Origin of the sequence: Nocardia sp. NPDC050408, assembly GCF_044458905.1 — a bacterium.
Classification (GTDB): Bacteria; Actinomycetota; Actinomycetes; order Mycobacteriales; family Mycobacteriaceae; genus Nocardia.
Map to the genome: position 1 here is coordinate 215,401 of NZ_JBITIL010000011.1, position 15,053 is coordinate 230,453.

Sequence of the window (15,053 nt, forward strand, 5' to 3'; positions counted from 1 at the left end):
CCGATTGGTATCTAAAATGACTTCGCCCCCGCTCCGGATACGGAACAGGGGCGAAATCTTCACCGAGATATGCCGTTACGCATGAGCCGTCCGCAGCCGCAAGGCGACCACAGCGGCGATCAAAAGCACCACGGCGGTACCAACGGCGGCCGTATGCACACCCGAGACGAATGCCTCGTGCACCGAGGTCAGAAATCCATCGGCCACCGACTGCGGTAGCTGACGAGCGAATTCGGTAGCACCGCCGAGGGATTCCGACGCCGCACCGGCCTGCGCGCTCGGCACTTCGGACAGGTCGAGCCCAGCACGGAACACCGCCATGGTCACGCTGCCGAGGACGGCGACACCGAGTGCGATGCCGATCTCGTAGGCGGTCTCCGAAACCGCCGCGGCCGCGCCGGCCCGCTGCGCCGGAGCCGAACTCACGACCAGATCCGACGAAACCGTCAGCGCCACACCGACGCCTGCCCCGATGAACAGGAACCCGAGGACGAACGGCAACGTACTGGTCGCCGCATCCGGGCTCAGCCACAGCAACAGCACCGAACCCACCGCGGCAAGCACCAGCGCACCACCGAGCACCGATCCCGGACGCAGCACCCGAACCAACCACGCCGCCGCCAGCGAAGCGAATACGCTGGCCGCGAGACCGGGCAGCAGGAGCAGTCCGGCCTGCATCGGCGACTGCCCCAGCACCAACTGCAGATACTGCGAACCGGAGAACAGCACACCGGCCAGCGCGAATACCGCGAGCAGATTGGTCAGCACCGCGGTTCGGAATCCGGGCAATGCGAACAGCTTCAGATCGAGCATCGGATGCGCGAGTCCGCGCTGCCTGCGCACGAACAGCGCACCGGCGAGCACACCGATCGCACCGATTACCAAGAGCCGCAGGCTCATACCGTGCGCCGCGGCCTCCTTGACGGCGTACACCGCCGGCACCAGGGCCAGCATTGACAGCACCGCACTCACCGGATCGAAGCGGCCGGGCTTGGGGTCACGGGATTCCGGAACGAGCACCGGCCCCACCGCGAGCAGCACCAGCATGACCGGCAGATTCACCAGGAATACCGAACCCCACCAGTAGTGCTCGAGCAGCCAGCCGCCGAGCAGTGGACCGGCCGCCGCACCGCCACCGGCCATCGCCGCCCAGACCGAAATGGCGACGGTGCGCTGTCGCGGATCCAGGAACATCGACCGGATCAGTCCCAGCGTCGCGGGCATGAGAGTCGCACCGGCGACACCCTGCAGTACCCGTGCGGTGATGAGCATTTCCGGATTGACCGACCAGGCGGCGAGCAACGACGCGAGACCGAATCCGACAGCGCCGATCAGCAGCAACCTGCGCCGTCCGATCCGGTCACCCAGATTGCCCATTACGACGAGCAGTCCGGCCAGCACGAACGAGTACACGTCGATGATCCACAGCAGCTGCGGTGTGGTCGGCGCCAGTTCCGCGCTGATCGCGGGCACCGCGAGGTCGAGCACGGTCGCGTCGACGGCGAGCAACAGCAGGGCCAATGCCAGCACCACCAGACCGGCCCAATCACGCGCCGTGGCGCGCGGCGGCACGTGTCCGTTGTCCTTCTCGATCTGTGTGGTCATCGCCTTCTCGACTGCCATCGTTCGGTCTTATTACCGTCCAGACGGTACAGTACACCGACCTTACCGTCCAGCCGGTATAGTGACCGGAGTGACCGCAAACACCCGCGACCGGATCCTGGACGCGCTCGAGACCCTGCTGCTGGAAAAGGGCATGTCCCAGGTGACCCTGGAGAATGTGGCCGCGACCGCCGGGGTCTCCAAGGGTGGCCTGCTCTACCACTTCAAGAGCAAGGACGCCCTACTCGCAGGCCTGGTGCACCGGCTGAACGAACGCGCCGAACAACAACTCGGCGCCGCCGTCGCCAAGGGCTCATCCGTCGCCGAGTGGTATCTGCAGACCCCGAATCCGGACAATGCCGCGGACGCGCTCGAATTGGCGCTCTACCGTTCGATGGTCGCGGCCATGCGCACCGTCGACGCCAACTCCGGCCCGGCAGCCGACGAGGTGCAGCAGGCGCTGTCGGACATGATGGACAGCTGGTCGGACAGCCTGGACATCGACATCGACGATCCGGTGCGAGCCGACATCATCCGTTTGGTCGGCGACGGTGTGTACCTGCGCGCACTGCTGGGCTTCCCACCGGTCGACCCGAAGCGGTACCGAAAAGTCGTCGACCGACTGCTCGAGCGTTGACCCCCTATGTTGCGGCCAGCCCGGCGGGTCCCCGGCGGCTAGACTCGGCCGCGTGCTACCAGCCGCCGAGCCGGCCGGTGCCGTCGGGGCGGGGAATGATCCGGTGCCAACCTCCCCTGGAACGACGGTGCCGATCCGCCCACTGAGCTTCCGCGAACTGCTCGACGAGCCGTTCGCGCTGATCCAGGCGAATGTCATCGTGCTGGCATGCACGACCGCGATCGGACTCGTCCTCGCCGAACTGCTGGTCGTCGCGGTCACCGGCGCAATCTCCCATCTGACCGACGGCTCCGACGCGGGCACCGCATGGGCGGCCATCCTGACGACGGCGGCCGCCGCATGGTTGCTCCGGTTTTTGCTGCGCGGGATGACGGTCGCGCTCGGCCTCGCGACGGTCGCTGGATCACCGATCGGCTGGCGCACGGCGCTGGGCCGGGTGGGTGCGGTCGGCGGTCCGCTGTTGGTCTTCCACGTGCTGTTCACGCTGGTCGGTATCGGCGTGCTCATCCTCGGCAGCCTGCTGATCATCACGTATCCGTTCGCGCTGATCTGGCTGGGCTATCTGCGGGCCGGACGCTTCGTCGCGGTGCCGGTGATCTTCGTCGAACGGACCACGCACGCCGGGGCGGTCGCACGCTCGAAACTGCTCGTCCAGGGCGCGCAGTCGTCGATAACCGGATTGTGGTTCACGTGCCGCGCACTGGTCGTCCTCGTCGCCGTACCGCTGCTCGGCATTCCGTGGTACCTCTCGGATTTCACCGGCACCCATCGCTGGCAGATCATCGTCCTGCTTTCGACGTGCGCATTGTTGATCATCGCCTTCGGCGAGGTGGTCGAATCGGCGACGCGGGTGGTCTCGTATGTGGATCGCCGGTGCCGTCGCGAAGGGCTCGATATCCGGGTCCCCGGGACGGATAAGCGATGACAGAACCCACCTCGAACGAGCCCGCGGCCCCGGCCCCGCCACGACTCGGACCCGCCGACGCCCACCGCGACGCCGCCGAAAGCGCCGCACTGCACCGGGATTTCGATACCGCACTACGCGAGCGGTTCCGCGCGGTACTGCGCGGACTGGAACAGCGCGGCATGCTGGAGGTCCGCCGCTCGCGAACCGCGCGGGAAACCGCTGACGACGCGACCACCGCGCTGCCACTCGAGGATGCGAGCGAATTACATCCGGCCGCACACAGTTTCGACGAGGTCGTCTACGGCGGCCGCCGCGCCACCGAGGACGAATACCGCCGCCTCGAATACGCCGACCGCTACTCGCGCAGCGCCCCACCGCCCGCACCGGAACCGGTCGAGGCGACGATAACCGAGAAAACCAAGACCCGCAGACAACTTCCACCGCTGCCCGATCTACTGCGCAACCCGAAATTCTGGGCCGCGGTGCTCGCCGCCATCGCGCTGGTAGTGCTGCTGTACGCGGTGCTGAATTCGTGTGCGGCGCCCGCGCCACATAAGCCGACACCACCGGATATTCCGCCACCCAAACCGCCCGAGCAGCCGCCGGATGACAACCGCGACGACTCCGGCTTCGGTGCGGGCCAGGACTCCATATTCGGCCGGCTGCCCGCACCGGTCGCCTTCGGCGGCCTGCAATTCCTCATCGCCGCGGCGGTGCTGGTGTGGTGGCGGGCGCGTCGTCGCGGTGCGCTGGTCGGTGAACCGCGACCGGTGGAGGTGGCCGCGAACGAACTACTCGGCGGCCAGGCAGCGCTCTATCGCCGGTCGAAGGACTACGAACATGTGGCCGTCCGACTGCGCGCAGCCACCCTGCGCCGCATCCGGCCGATGCTCGGCGTCGGCACCGATGTCACGCCGGAGCGGCTGGTCGCGACCGTCGCCGCGCGTACCCGAGCCGATCCGTCCATGGTCGGCCCTGCACTGTACGGACCGGTGCCCGATGCGAGCACCCTGCAACTCGTTGCAACACAACTCGAATGGATAGAGGCAGAGGTCGGATGACCAGCACGGACACCAACCACACCCCGACCGCCGAGGAGGCGGGCGCCGCATTCGCCGCACTGCGTGCCGAGATCGGCAAGGCGGTGATCGGCAACGATAACGCGATCATGTACCTGGTGCTCGCACTGCTCTGCCGTGGCCATGTGCTGCTGGAAGGCGTTCCCGGCGTGGCGAAGACGCTGTTGGTCCGTGCGCTCGCGACGGCCCTGGACCTCGAGCACGCCAGGGTCCAGTTCACCCCGGACCTGATGCCGGGCGATGTGACCGGTTCGCAGATCTACGATCCGCACACCACCGAATTCACCTTCCGGCACGGCCCGGTCTTCACCAATCTGCTGCTCGCCGACGAGATCAACCGGACGCCCCCGAAAACCCAATCGGCGCTGCTGGAATCGATGGAGGAGCGTCAGGTTTCGGTGGACGGAAAGCCGCAGCCACTGCCGGACCCATTCGTCGTGGTCGCTACCCAGAACCCGATCGAGCAGGAGGGCACCTATCCGCTGCCGGAGGCGCAGCTGGACCGGTTCCTGTTCAAGGTCGATATCCAATTGCCCGGTCGCGATGACGAATTCCGCATTCTGCAGCGGCATGCGGGCGGCTTCGATCCGCGCGATCTGACCGCGGCCGGTCTGCGTCCGGTCGCGGGCGCGGCGCATATCGCCGCGGCGCGGGCGGCGATCACCCGGGTCACCATCAGTCCGGAGGTGCTCGCCTATACGGTGGATATCTGCCGGGCCACCCGCAACTCCCCGGCGGTCCAACACGGTGCGTCCACCCGCGGCGCGACCGCTTTGATGGCGGCCTCGCGCGCCTTCGCCTGGCTGAACGGGCGCGGGTTCGTGACCCCGGACGATGTGAAATCGGTTGCGGTCGCGGTGCTTCGGCATCGGCTGCAGCTGCGGCCCGAGGCCGAGTTGGACGGTGTGACGACCGAGGGTGTCATGTCGTCGCTGCTGCTTTCGGTTCCGGTTCCGGTGTAGCTCGTGGTCGTTACCGGTCGGCTCGCCCTGACGGCGGCGGTGCTCGCGCTGTTCGTCTGCTTCGTCATGCCGTCGTGGCTCGGTGTCGTCTTGATGACGAGTGTGCTCGCCGCCCTTGTTCTTTTCGACCTGGGCACGGTGGCGCGAGCACGCGACCTCATGCTGACCAGGGAATCGTTGACCGTGATCCGGCTCGGGCGCAGCGCCGAAGTGGAACTCGGCGTGGTGAACAACGGAACCAGAACCGCTCGCGGGCGGCTGTGGGACGACTGGCCCGGCAGTGCCCGCGCCGAAACCCGCACGCACCGCCTGGATCTGCCACCGAATACCCGCATGCGAGTGCAAACCACATTGACCCCGACCTACCGCGGCGATCGAGTCGCCGGTCCGGTGACGGTCCGATTGTTCGGCCTGCTCGGCATGGCCGGATGGCAGAGCCGCCACACCGTGCCCGCGCGGGTCCGCGCGCTGCCCGAATTTCGCAGCGAACGGCTGCTGCGCTCGAAAGTCAAACGGCTGCAACATCTCGAGGGCCGCAATGTCGCGAATATGCGTGGTCAGGGTACCGAATTCGATTCCTTCCGCGAGTATGTCGCCGGTGACGATGTGCGAGCCATCGACTGGCGCGCCACCGCCCGCGCTACCGATGTGCTGGTACGGACCTGGCGTCCGGAACGCAACCGGCACATGCTGATGATGCTCGATACCGGCCGCATCAGCGCGGGTCGCGTCGGTACGGGTACCCGTCTGGACGCGAGTATCGAGGCCGCGCTGCTGCTCGGCGGATTGGCCGCGGCCGCAGGCGATTCGGTGGATCTGCTCGCCTACGACCGCCGAGTCCGCACCGAGGTCCGCGGTGTCGGTGGCCGCCGCCTGCAACTGAAGCTCATGCACGCCATGGCGGGCGTCACCCCAGCGCTGGTCGATACCGACAGCGCGGGCCTGGTGCGCGCCGCCATTCAACGTGCTCGCCGACGCAGCCTGGTCGTCTGGTTCACCAGTCTGGATGGGGCTGCCGTCGAAGAGAACCTGCTGCCGGTCCTGCCGACCCTCGCCCAACGCCATCGCGTCCTGATCGTCTCGGTCACCGACCCTGACGTCGCTGCGGCCGCCGCCAAACGCGACACCCTCGCCGACCTCTATCCGGCTGCCGCCGCCGAATCCCTGATCGCCGAACGCGCCCTGGTCCAGGAATCCCTGCGCCGCATGGGCATTGCCGTCGTCGCGGCATCTCCGGAACGTCTCCCAGAAGCCTTGGCCGACGAATACTTGGAGCTCAAACAGTCCGGCACTATGTGACTCCAAGATCGCTCGGCGGGCCCGACGCCGCCTTGGCATCGATATCGATCCGGGACAACGGCATCATCCGTACCTGATCGCGATCTCCCGTTGTGGGGTGCCGCCAGCGGGTCGATCTTCCCCTCAGCGCGGCGTCCTGCGTCGACATCGTGTCCAGCTCGAGTTACGGCCGAATGACCGTATTGCCGAGAAAGATTCGACGAGGCTCAGCTCGCGCGGGCGATCGGCATCGGCCGCGGACCCGCCATCACCATCGGTGTGATGATCGGGGCGAGGGTGCGGCGTTGGCGTTCGGCGATGACCGCGCCGAGGATCTGCACAGGCGGGTACCCGGCGGGTACCGGGATTTGCATGCGGTCACAGACGGCGAGGAGCAGGGTGTGGCCGAGGTTCGCTTGGGCGGCAGGGGTGAGGGTATTGATGCGCGACAGGTACTGACGTATCGCGAGTGCGAGATCCTCGGTGATGCCGGACAGGTCCAACTGGCCGGACCAGGCGATGAGCCAGGGCGGTGCGACGGCCAGCAGCGGGTAGGGCACGCGGCGCTGACCGTGCACGACAACGGTGCCCGCGAGCACATCGCCGACCCGGCGCGCATTCGGCGAGCACATCGAGGTGATCACCCCGACCGCACCGAATGCGCCCAACATCCAGAAGTCGACGATCACACCCGCCAGACCCCGCGTCAGGGCATGGCGGAAATCAATCGGTCCGCCGTCGCCCCGCACCACCCGCAGCCCGAGCGCGAGCTTTCCGACGGTACGTCCGCGCAGGAGGGTTTCGCAGACCACCGGATAGCCGACCAGCGTCCCGACGATCGTGGTGATCGCCGCGGCGCCGTACCAGGCGGAGTCGGCGCCGAAGTACAGCAGTGCCATGCTGAGGCCGAGCATCAGCGTGCTGCCCAGCATGAATTGCACCAGCACGTCCAAGAGGAACGCGGTGGCCCTGGTCGGGATCCGCGCGATCGGCAGCTGGAGTGCGACCGCTTCGCCGGTGGTGAATTCAGCCATGTCGATAGCATTCTTCCGACCGGCGGTATGGGAGGCAACCAATGGACGTAGATGCGTACAGCTACGCGCAGCGGGGGGCATGGGATCGACTGGCGTATCTGGCCGGCCGACGCAAGCTCAGTGGCACGGAGGCCGACGAACTGGTCGCGCTGTACCGGCGCACCTCACAGCAGTTGGCGCGGCTGCAATCGCGCAGTCCGGATCCGGAACTCATCGCCGGACTCAGCGCACTGCTGACCAAGGCGCGCGGCCGAGTGCTCGGCACCAAGGGGGATGCGTGGAGCCAAGTCGGCCGCTTCTTCACCCATCGCTTCCCCGCGACGCTGTATCGGGCGTGGCCGTGGTGGGTCGCGGTGGCGGCGGTCTTCATCATCGTCGCCACCGGTCTGGCGGTCTGGATTGCCGGATCCGGTTCGGCCCGCGATCTGTTCGGCATCTCCGATGACAACGACTGGCTCACCGCACCCGGCGGTGAATTCGAGACGTACTACTCCGAACATCCACACGACGCGTTCGCCGCGCAGGTGTGGACCAATAACGCCTGGGTGACCGCGATGGTGCTGTTCACCGGGGTGCTGATCCTGCCTGCGGTGTACCTGCTGTTCGGGAATGCACTCAATACGGCGGTGACCGGCGGGTTGATGGCCGATGCCGGTCGGATCGATTCGTTCTTCGGATTCATCCTGCCGCACGGCACGCTCGAGCTGACCGCGATCTTCGTGGCGGGCGGAGTCGGCCTGAAGCTGGGCTGGACGCTGATCGATCCCGGGCGGTCGAGTCGGCTGGAGGCGGTCGCGCGCCAGGGCCGGGCCACCGCGACGGTCGCGCTCGGTCTGGTCGCGGTGCTGCTGGCCTGCGGGCTGCTGGAGGGTTTCGTGACACCGAGTTCGCTGCCGGTACCGGTGAAGGTCGGCATCGGATTCATCGCGGAGGCACTGTTTCTCGGCTACGTGTTCGTGGTGGGTCGCCGGGCCGCACTCGAGCAGGATGCCCGAGCCGCGGCTGCATTGGGATTCGGTGGCGCTGAGGAGGATTCCGCGAAGCGCTGGCAGACAACGCCGAGCACACGGTGAGTGAAATGGGTCCGGGGAATCAGTAGCAACGCTACGTTACGGATCAGTTCGGAAGTCCCCCAATTGAGTTCCGCTGGCCGCAGCGAGTCCAGCTCAGCTGCGGCCAGCGTTACCGTCAACTCTACACAATCGTTATCCCGACGCAACCCTCCCCGCCGAGGTCAGGCGTATAAAGCAGCGCTCCAGCAAACCCTGGTGAGTACCTCATTTTTCAGCCGTCCAGCAAACTTTTGGCGGTCATTTGGCGGGCTATACCGGACCGCCGAACCGACCATCGGCGGCCGATCCCAGATCACGATCCAGAAACCATGGGTCTCCTACAAACATTCTTCGAGCGATTAGCTATTTTGTTAACATAGAGCCCTCAATGGTCGCCGAATGCCAGTCGGACCTGCGCATTCACTACCCTATAATTAGTGTTGCTGACAGTTGGATGAGGTAAAAGAAACTTCAGGTTGGTTTACCGCGTTATAAACGTGATGTACACCTAGCCGTAACGCCTCGAGGTGGACTTACATCCGGTCAAGATCATGATTAACCAGTTGCGGAAATGTGGTCGCCGGAGTACGAGATCGGATCGCGGTCAGCACCACGACCGCAACCATAACCGGCTCTGTGATCTCTGCCACCTTCCGCTCCCAACCTGGCCGAATCGGGCGAAAACGACAGTGCGACAAGCGAACGCGGCCCCGCACTACGCATGCGGAGCCGCGTGACGTACGTCTCAGGCTTCGGCCAGGCCTACCCGCCCATGCACCAATCGCAACGGCTTCGGCGCGTACCAGGCGGCCCGACCGAGCAGTCGCATCGCCACCGGCACCAGCACGCCACGCACCAGCGTCGCGTCGATCAGAATCGCCAGGCCCGCGCCGAGCCCGAAGAACTGGATAAACCGGACATCACTGCTGGTGAAGGCCAGGAAGCTGATCGAAATCAGCGCCGCCGCGGTGGTCACCAAGCGCCCGGTGCGGGCCAGCCCTTCGATAACGGCTTCCTTCGTGGACGCACCGCGATCGTGCAGTTCCTTGATCCGGCTGATCACGAACACCTCATAGTCCATCGACAGTCCGAAGGTGATGCAGAACAGCAGCAGCAACATCGAAACATCCAGCGGCGCAGGGGTGAATCCGATCAATCCGGACAGGTGCCCCTGCTGGAAGATGAACACCATCAGTCCGAGCGTGGCGGCCAGACTCAACACATTCGACAGCAGAGCGCGCAGCGGCTGCACGACGCTGCCGGTGAACAGGAACAGCAGCACGAAGGTCGTCACCACGATCCACCCGATGGCGATCGGCAGTTTCGCACCGATCGATGCGAGACTGTCGCGCAGTTCGGCCACCTGCCCCCCGACCAGCGCATTGGCCCCGGCCGGACCTGGTATGTCACGCACTCGATCGACCAGATCGCGGGCGGCGGAGGAATTGCGGTCCAGATCGGTGAGCACGGTCAGGCGCTGCGCATCCGGTCGCGCGAACCGGGCATCGGCAGGGGTGCTCGCCGTCAGCTCGCCGCGCACGAATGTGCCAGCACTCGAATCGACCTGGGTGACGTGCTCGACGCGGGACAGATTGCGCGCGTAATCCGCGAGCGGCGCTGCGGCGACGCCGGTTTCGGTGATCACCGACAGCGCGTTGACATCTCCGCCGCCGAAATCGTCGCGCATCGCGTCACCGACCTGACGCACCTCGGTGCTCGTGGGCAGCACCCGATCGTCGGGCGTCCCGAACTGCACATGCAATAGCGGCGCGGCAGCGAGCAGCAGCACCGCCACCACCGGCACACCCGCCAGCAGCGGCCGACGCATTGCGAATCCGGCCACTGCGGCCCAGAACGGCGTCGCGTCACCGCGGATGCCGCGGACACCGGGCACCCGCCACGCATCGGTCCGCGTGCCGAGCACCGCGAGCAGTGCGGGCAATACGACCACCGCGGCAATGGCGGAGATGGCGACCACGCCGATGCCACCGTAGGCGAAGGACCGTAGGAAGTACTGCGGGAAGATCACCAATGCGGATAGGGCCGCCACAACGGTGGCCGCACTGAAGGCGATGGTGCGCCCGGCCGTCGATACAGCCGCGATCACCGCGTCGTCCGGTTCGGCTCCGGCCGCGCGGCGCTCGCGGAAGCGGCTCACCATCAGCAGCCCGTAATCCACCGCGAGCCCGAGTCCGAGTCCGGTGGTCAGATTGACCGCGTAGATCGACACATCGGTCACGGACCCGAGGATGGATAGTTCGGTGAAGGTGCCGAGGATGGCGATCCCACCGACCACCAGGGTGAGCAGCGCGGCGACCACATTGCCGAAGGCAAGCACCAGCAGCGCCAGAATCAGCGGCACCGCAACGGCTTCCGCGAGACCGAGATCCTTGCCGATCTGCTCGGTAATCGAGTGGAAGATCGCGGTGCCGCCGCCGACCTTGATCTGCGCGACCGGGCCGTCGCCACGGTAGGTATCGACAATCGAGGCGGCGGACTTCTCCTTGTCGGTAGCGTCCTTGTCGACATTGCCCGCCAGGACAACGGCCGCGGTCCCGTCACCGGAGCGCATGGCAGTGGATCCGGTATCCCAATACGAGACGACATTGGTCAGGCGCTGGTCAGCCGCGAGCCGCCGAGCCAGATCACGGCCGACGGCGGCAACCGCATCGCCGTCGACCGTGCCCTGCTTCGCCTCGACCAGGAAGACGTAGTCGGTATCGGTGCCGAACTTATCGGCCAATTGGGTTATCGCGGCACTGGATTGGGCGTTGGGATCCTCCTGGCCACCGGGCTGCATCTTGCTGAAGGCCGTAGCGCCGACCACACCGCCCGCGATGAGGGCGAGCACGCCGACGACCAGGATCCAGCGGGCGCGGTGGACAACGAAGCTGCCGAGTCTTTCGAACATATCGGGTCTCCGATCGGACATGTTGTCATGCGTAAACTTTATGGGTGTTAACTTGCCACGCCATGTGTGCAGGTGTCAACATCGAACTGATGACAGATTCGGAAGCAGCAACGAAGCACTCCACTCGCGACGGCCCGTATCACCACGGAGACCTGCGCAATGCCCTGGTGCGCGCGGCCGCCGAACTCGCCGAGATCGGCGGTCCGGAGGCGGTGACCGTGCGCGCGGCGGCACGGCATGTCGGCGTCACGCCGACCGCGGCCTATCGGCACTTCACCAATCACGAGGAGTTGCTGAACGCCGCGCAGGAACAGGCACAGCAGACCCTGTTCGGCGCGATGGCCGAGACGATGGCGAGCCTGGCGCCGCAAGCGGATGCGATCACTCGACTCGGTGCGGTGGGTCGGGGCTACATCACCTTCGCGCTGCGCGAACCCGGACTGTTTCGAACCGCATTCTGCGGCGACCAGATGCCGTCGCCCGCCTTCGATCTGCTGGCCGGACTCCTGGACGAACTCGTCGACGTCGGCTTCCTCGCCCCGGCGGACCGACCGGACGCCGAATACGCCGCCTGGTCAACGGTGCACGGCATGGCTTCGCTGATCATCGATGGGGTACTCGACGAGCTCGACGATGCGGCCAGGGATCAGGCGATTCACCGGACCCTCGCGGTGGTCGAGCGAGGTTTGGCCACCGGACCGAATGCCCGCGACTTCAGCTGACGCGCAGGATCCCGGTGATCGTGCCCTGCAGGATCTTGCGGTCGTGCGTGATAAGCGGTGATGTCTGCAGCGGGTCGTCGACAATGGTTCCGGCCAGCGGCCTATTCGAAATCACCGCGCCGGTATCGGGATCGACGACGGTGAAGGCGTAACCGTCGAGCGGGGTCGTGATGTCGAGTCCGATGCGGGTCACGGTGTAGATGGAACCGTCGGCGGTGGACAGATGCGGAACGGCTGCGCTGCGGACGGTGTTGTCCCACACCGTGTGGCAGCCGGTGTCGTCGACATCGACCCTGGTCATGCCGCCGACGAACGGCGCGGACGCCGGCACCGCTGGACCCGCGCCGTCGGGGACCGTCGGATACGGGTAGCCGTATGTGCTGGCGACGAACAGCGACCGGCCGATGCCGATCGGCGAGTTCTCGCTGCCCGCACCGCCGTGGGAGAGTACCGGCTGCGAGCACACCAATTGTCCAGTGCCGGAACCGAAGACCAGCGCGTGGACCTGTCCGTCCGCATTGTCGACGATGGTCAGATATTCCGCGCCCGAACTCGGCCCGAAGTAGGTCGGGGTTGAGCCGGTACCCCAACTGAGTTGGCCGGGCTTGCGCGCGGATCCGCGATCGTAGGCCGCGCGCCACAGCACCTCCGGCCGCCCCGCGGCATCGGCGCGCAATTCGTACAGCGCGTGCGTCGTGGCCACCGCGACCCGACCGCTCGGTGCCGACGAGATGCTGTTGGCCACCGATTCACCCGCTGGCAGCGCGACGGTGGCCGCCGCGCCCGCGGGCGTCACCAGCCCGACCACACTTTTACCGGTGGCGAACCAGACATTGCCGGACCAGTCCGGCACCAGCCCGGTCACGTTGTCGCCCACCGGAATTACCGAGCTGAGATCGGTGGACGAATCGATCGATAGCCGCCATTTGCCCGTCGCGTCGCGCGCATGGCCGACGCGCAGCAGGGTGCGGTTACCGTCCACGATGACCAGGCGGTCGGCATTGTCGAGATAGGCGTAGACACCGCCGAGCAGGCTGCCCTTGGCGATCTCCAGCGAAGCCAGTGGCGTGCCGGCCGGACCTGCGAAGGACGGATCGAGCAGATGGATGGTCGGAGTCTGGCCGATGACGGGTGTGCACAGCGCGACGACCAGATTGTCCGCCCCCTGCAGCAGCGTCGGACAGGCCGATGCCAACGGGTACCCGGCCACCGAGATCCCGCCGGTGCCAGGCCCGGCCAGCGGCGTCGCATCCGACGATCCGGCATCGCCGTGCATGGTCGAGGTGCCGAGCGGCCCGAGGTACGGATTGGGCGGTGCCAGCGGACCCCAGGAGCCCGCCGCTTCGGCGGTACCGGTCGGCACGAGCGCCAGGACGGCGGCGGCAAGGAGTACGAAATACCGGCCGATACTATGGCCGCCATGAACGGTATCCGGACCCGCGTGCTGTCCACGATCGCCGGTCAGCTCGGCAATCCGCACGGAACGCTCGGCAAGGGCTTCGCCTTCATTCTCAATCGTGGTAATAAACACGCCATCGCGGGCGCGGTCGATGCGGCCGGGATCGCGGCGGGTGCGACGGTCGCGGATATCGGATTCGGCGGCGGCGCAGGGCTTTCGATACTGCTCGAGCGGGTCGGCGCGAACGGGACGGTGCACGGTTTCGAGATCTCGCCGGACATGTTGGCCAGGGCGAAGACGAAGTTCGCCGAGGAAATCGGTACGGGCCGAATGCAACTCACGCAGGGCTCGATGACCGATCTGCCGCTGGCCGATGACGCCCTCGATGCCGCCATCACCGTCAACACCGTCTACTTCGTGCCGGATCTGGCCGCCGCCTGTGCCGAACTCGTGCGCGTCGTCCGTCCCGGCGGCAGTCTTGTCGTCGGTATCGGCGATCCGGACGCGATGGCGAAAATGCCGTTCACCGCATACGGTTTCACGCTGCGGCCGGTGGCCGAGGTAATCGCCGCGCTGGAAAGCGCGGGCTGCGCCGTCGACCATAAGCAACTTGCCAATCCACCGATTCCGCATCATCTACTCGTCGCCCGACCCGCCTGACTACATCAGGGCGCCGCCGTCGATGCGGATCTCGGTTCCGGTCATGTAGCGGCCGTCATCGGAGGCGACCATGGCGACCACACCGGCGATATCCTCCGGACTGCCGAGCGCACCGCCGTTGAGCCAGCCGGTCATGCGGGAGAACAGCTTCGGATCGAAGCCCTCCGGCTGATCGAGGATGGACTTGGTGGTGATCCCACTGGTGATGCCCGCGGGCACGATATTCACCGCGCGCAATCCCTGCTTGGCGTATTCCAGCGCGATCGCGTGCGTGAAGGCGTTCACCCCGCCCTTCGACGCCGCATACGACGCCAGATACGGCGCCGCGCTGAAGGCCGCGGTCGAGGAGAGGTTCACCACGACGCCGTGGCCGGACTCCAACAGCGCGGGCAATGCGCTCTGGGTCATCAGGAAGGTCCCGGTCAGATTGACCCCGATCACCTGATTCCACACTTCGAGCGGCATCTCCTCGGTGCGCGCGGGCCGCAGAATGCCCGCCGCGTTCACCAGCACATCCAGACCGCCGAGGAATTCGACCGCCTCGCCCGTCGCGGTGCGCACCGACTCGATATCGGCGATATTCACCTGCACGGTGCGCAGCCGCTCAGCCGCATCACCCGCCTTCGCCGCGGTGCTCTCCAGACCCGCCGCATCGATATCGGCGGCGACCAACGTCGCCCCCTCATCGAGCAGCCGCAGGGCGATCCCCTGCCCGATACCCGATCCCGCTCCGGTGACCAATACGCGGCGGTCGTCAAATCTACGCATGCCAAAAATTAGAACAGGTTCTCATTAGGAGTCAACAGGTTC

At 66.4% G+C, this 15,053-nt stretch carries 13 protein-coding genes; 8 read left to right on the top strand and 5 right to left on the bottom strand.

Annotation, left to right across the window (positions count from 1 at the left end; genetic code table 11):
• Positions 1–75: 75 nt before the first annotated feature.
• On the bottom strand, positions 76–1,605 hold the full coding sequence (locus ACIBJI_RS28175; RefSeq protein ID WP_364351130.1) for an MFS transporter: 1,530 nt from the start codon (positions 1,603–1,605) through the stop codon (positions 76–78).
• An 88-nt stretch (positions 1,606–1,693) separates the two neighbouring features.
• Between ACIBJI_RS28175 and ACIBJI_RS28180 the strand changes: the two genes are divergently transcribed.
• The 5 genes from ACIBJI_RS28180 (at position 1,694) to ACIBJI_RS28200 (ending at position 6,486) form a co-directional block, all read left to right on the top strand.
• Positions 1,694–2,239, top strand: a complete 546-nt coding sequence (locus ACIBJI_RS28180) for a TetR/AcrR family transcriptional regulator (RefSeq protein WP_396958465.1) — start codon at positions 1,694–1,696, stop codon at positions 2,237–2,239.
• 103 nt (positions 2,240–2,342) lie between these two features.
• Positions 2,343–3,164: a hypothetical protein gene (locus ACIBJI_RS28185; RefSeq protein WP_364350888.1), complete on the top strand. Its 822-nt coding sequence runs from the start codon at positions 2,343–2,345 to the stop codon at positions 3,162–3,164.
• Positions 3,161–4,207, top strand: a complete 1,047-nt coding sequence (locus ACIBJI_RS28190) for a DUF4129 domain-containing protein (protein ID WP_396958467.1) — start codon at positions 3,161–3,163, stop codon at positions 4,205–4,207. Before ACIBJI_RS28185 ends, ACIBJI_RS28190 begins: the two co-directional genes overlap by 4 nt.
• Entirely contained in the window at positions 4,204–5,187 is a 984-nt protein-coding gene (locus ACIBJI_RS28195; RefSeq protein WP_364350882.1) for a MoxR family ATPase, read from the top strand. The genes ACIBJI_RS28190 and ACIBJI_RS28195 overlap by 4 nt, the downstream gene beginning before the upstream one ends.
• 3 nt (positions 5,188–5,190) lie before the next feature.
• Entirely contained in the window at positions 5,191–6,486 is a 1,296-nt protein-coding gene (locus ACIBJI_RS28200) for a DUF58 domain-containing protein (protein ID WP_396958468.1), read from the top strand.
• Positions 6,487–6,692: 206 nt separating this feature from the next.
• Here the strand turns inward: ACIBJI_RS28200 and ACIBJI_RS28205 are convergent, their stop codons facing one another.
• On the bottom strand, positions 6,693–7,499 hold the full coding sequence (locus ACIBJI_RS28205; protein ID WP_364350876.1) for an RDD family protein: 807 nt from the start codon (positions 7,497–7,499) through the stop codon (positions 6,693–6,695).
• Between the two features lie 41 nt (positions 7,500–7,540).
• Between ACIBJI_RS28205 and ACIBJI_RS28210 the strand changes: the two genes are divergently transcribed.
• Complete coding sequence (locus ACIBJI_RS28210; protein ID WP_364350873.1) at positions 7,541–8,572, top strand: stage II sporulation protein M; 1,032 nt, start codon at positions 7,541–7,543, stop codon at positions 8,570–8,572.
• Positions 8,573–9,296: 724 nt separating this feature from the next.
• On the opposite strand, the gene ACIBJI_RS28215 is transcribed toward ACIBJI_RS28210, so the two are convergent.
• Positions 9,297–11,462 carry an MMPL family transporter gene (locus tag ACIBJI_RS28215; RefSeq protein WP_396958469.1) on the bottom strand — a complete coding sequence of 722 codons (2,166 nt, stop codon included), beginning with the start codon at positions 11,460–11,462 and terminating at the stop codon, positions 9,297–9,299.
• Positions 11,463–11,551: 89 nt separating this feature from the next.
• On the opposite strand from ACIBJI_RS28215, the gene ACIBJI_RS28220 reads away from it, so the two are divergent.
• On the top strand, positions 11,552–12,184 hold the full coding sequence (locus ACIBJI_RS28220; protein ID WP_364350867.1) for a TetR/AcrR family transcriptional regulator: 633 nt from the start codon (positions 11,552–11,554) through the stop codon (positions 12,182–12,184).
• Here the strand turns inward: ACIBJI_RS28220 and ACIBJI_RS28225 are convergent.
• Positions 12,177–13,592, bottom strand: a complete 1,416-nt coding sequence (locus tag ACIBJI_RS28225; RefSeq protein WP_397086657.1) for a hypothetical protein — start codon at positions 13,590–13,592, stop codon at positions 12,177–12,179. The two genes, ACIBJI_RS28220 and ACIBJI_RS28225, sit on opposite strands and share 8 nt — an antisense overlap.
• Positions 13,593–13,604: 12 nt before the next feature.
• On the opposite strand from ACIBJI_RS28225, the gene ACIBJI_RS28230 reads away from it, so the two are divergent.
• Complete coding sequence (locus ACIBJI_RS28230) at positions 13,605–14,243, top strand: class I SAM-dependent methyltransferase (RefSeq protein ID WP_397086629.1); 639 nt, start codon at positions 13,605–13,607, stop codon at positions 14,241–14,243.
• Here ACIBJI_RS28230 and ACIBJI_RS28235 read toward each other — a convergent pair whose 3' ends face one another.
• Positions 14,244–15,011, bottom strand: a complete 768-nt coding sequence (locus tag ACIBJI_RS28235; RefSeq protein WP_364350861.1) for an SDR family NAD(P)-dependent oxidoreductase — start codon at positions 15,009–15,011, stop codon at positions 14,244–14,246. It lies immediately after the preceding gene.
• Positions 15,012–15,053: the final 42 nt, after the last annotated feature.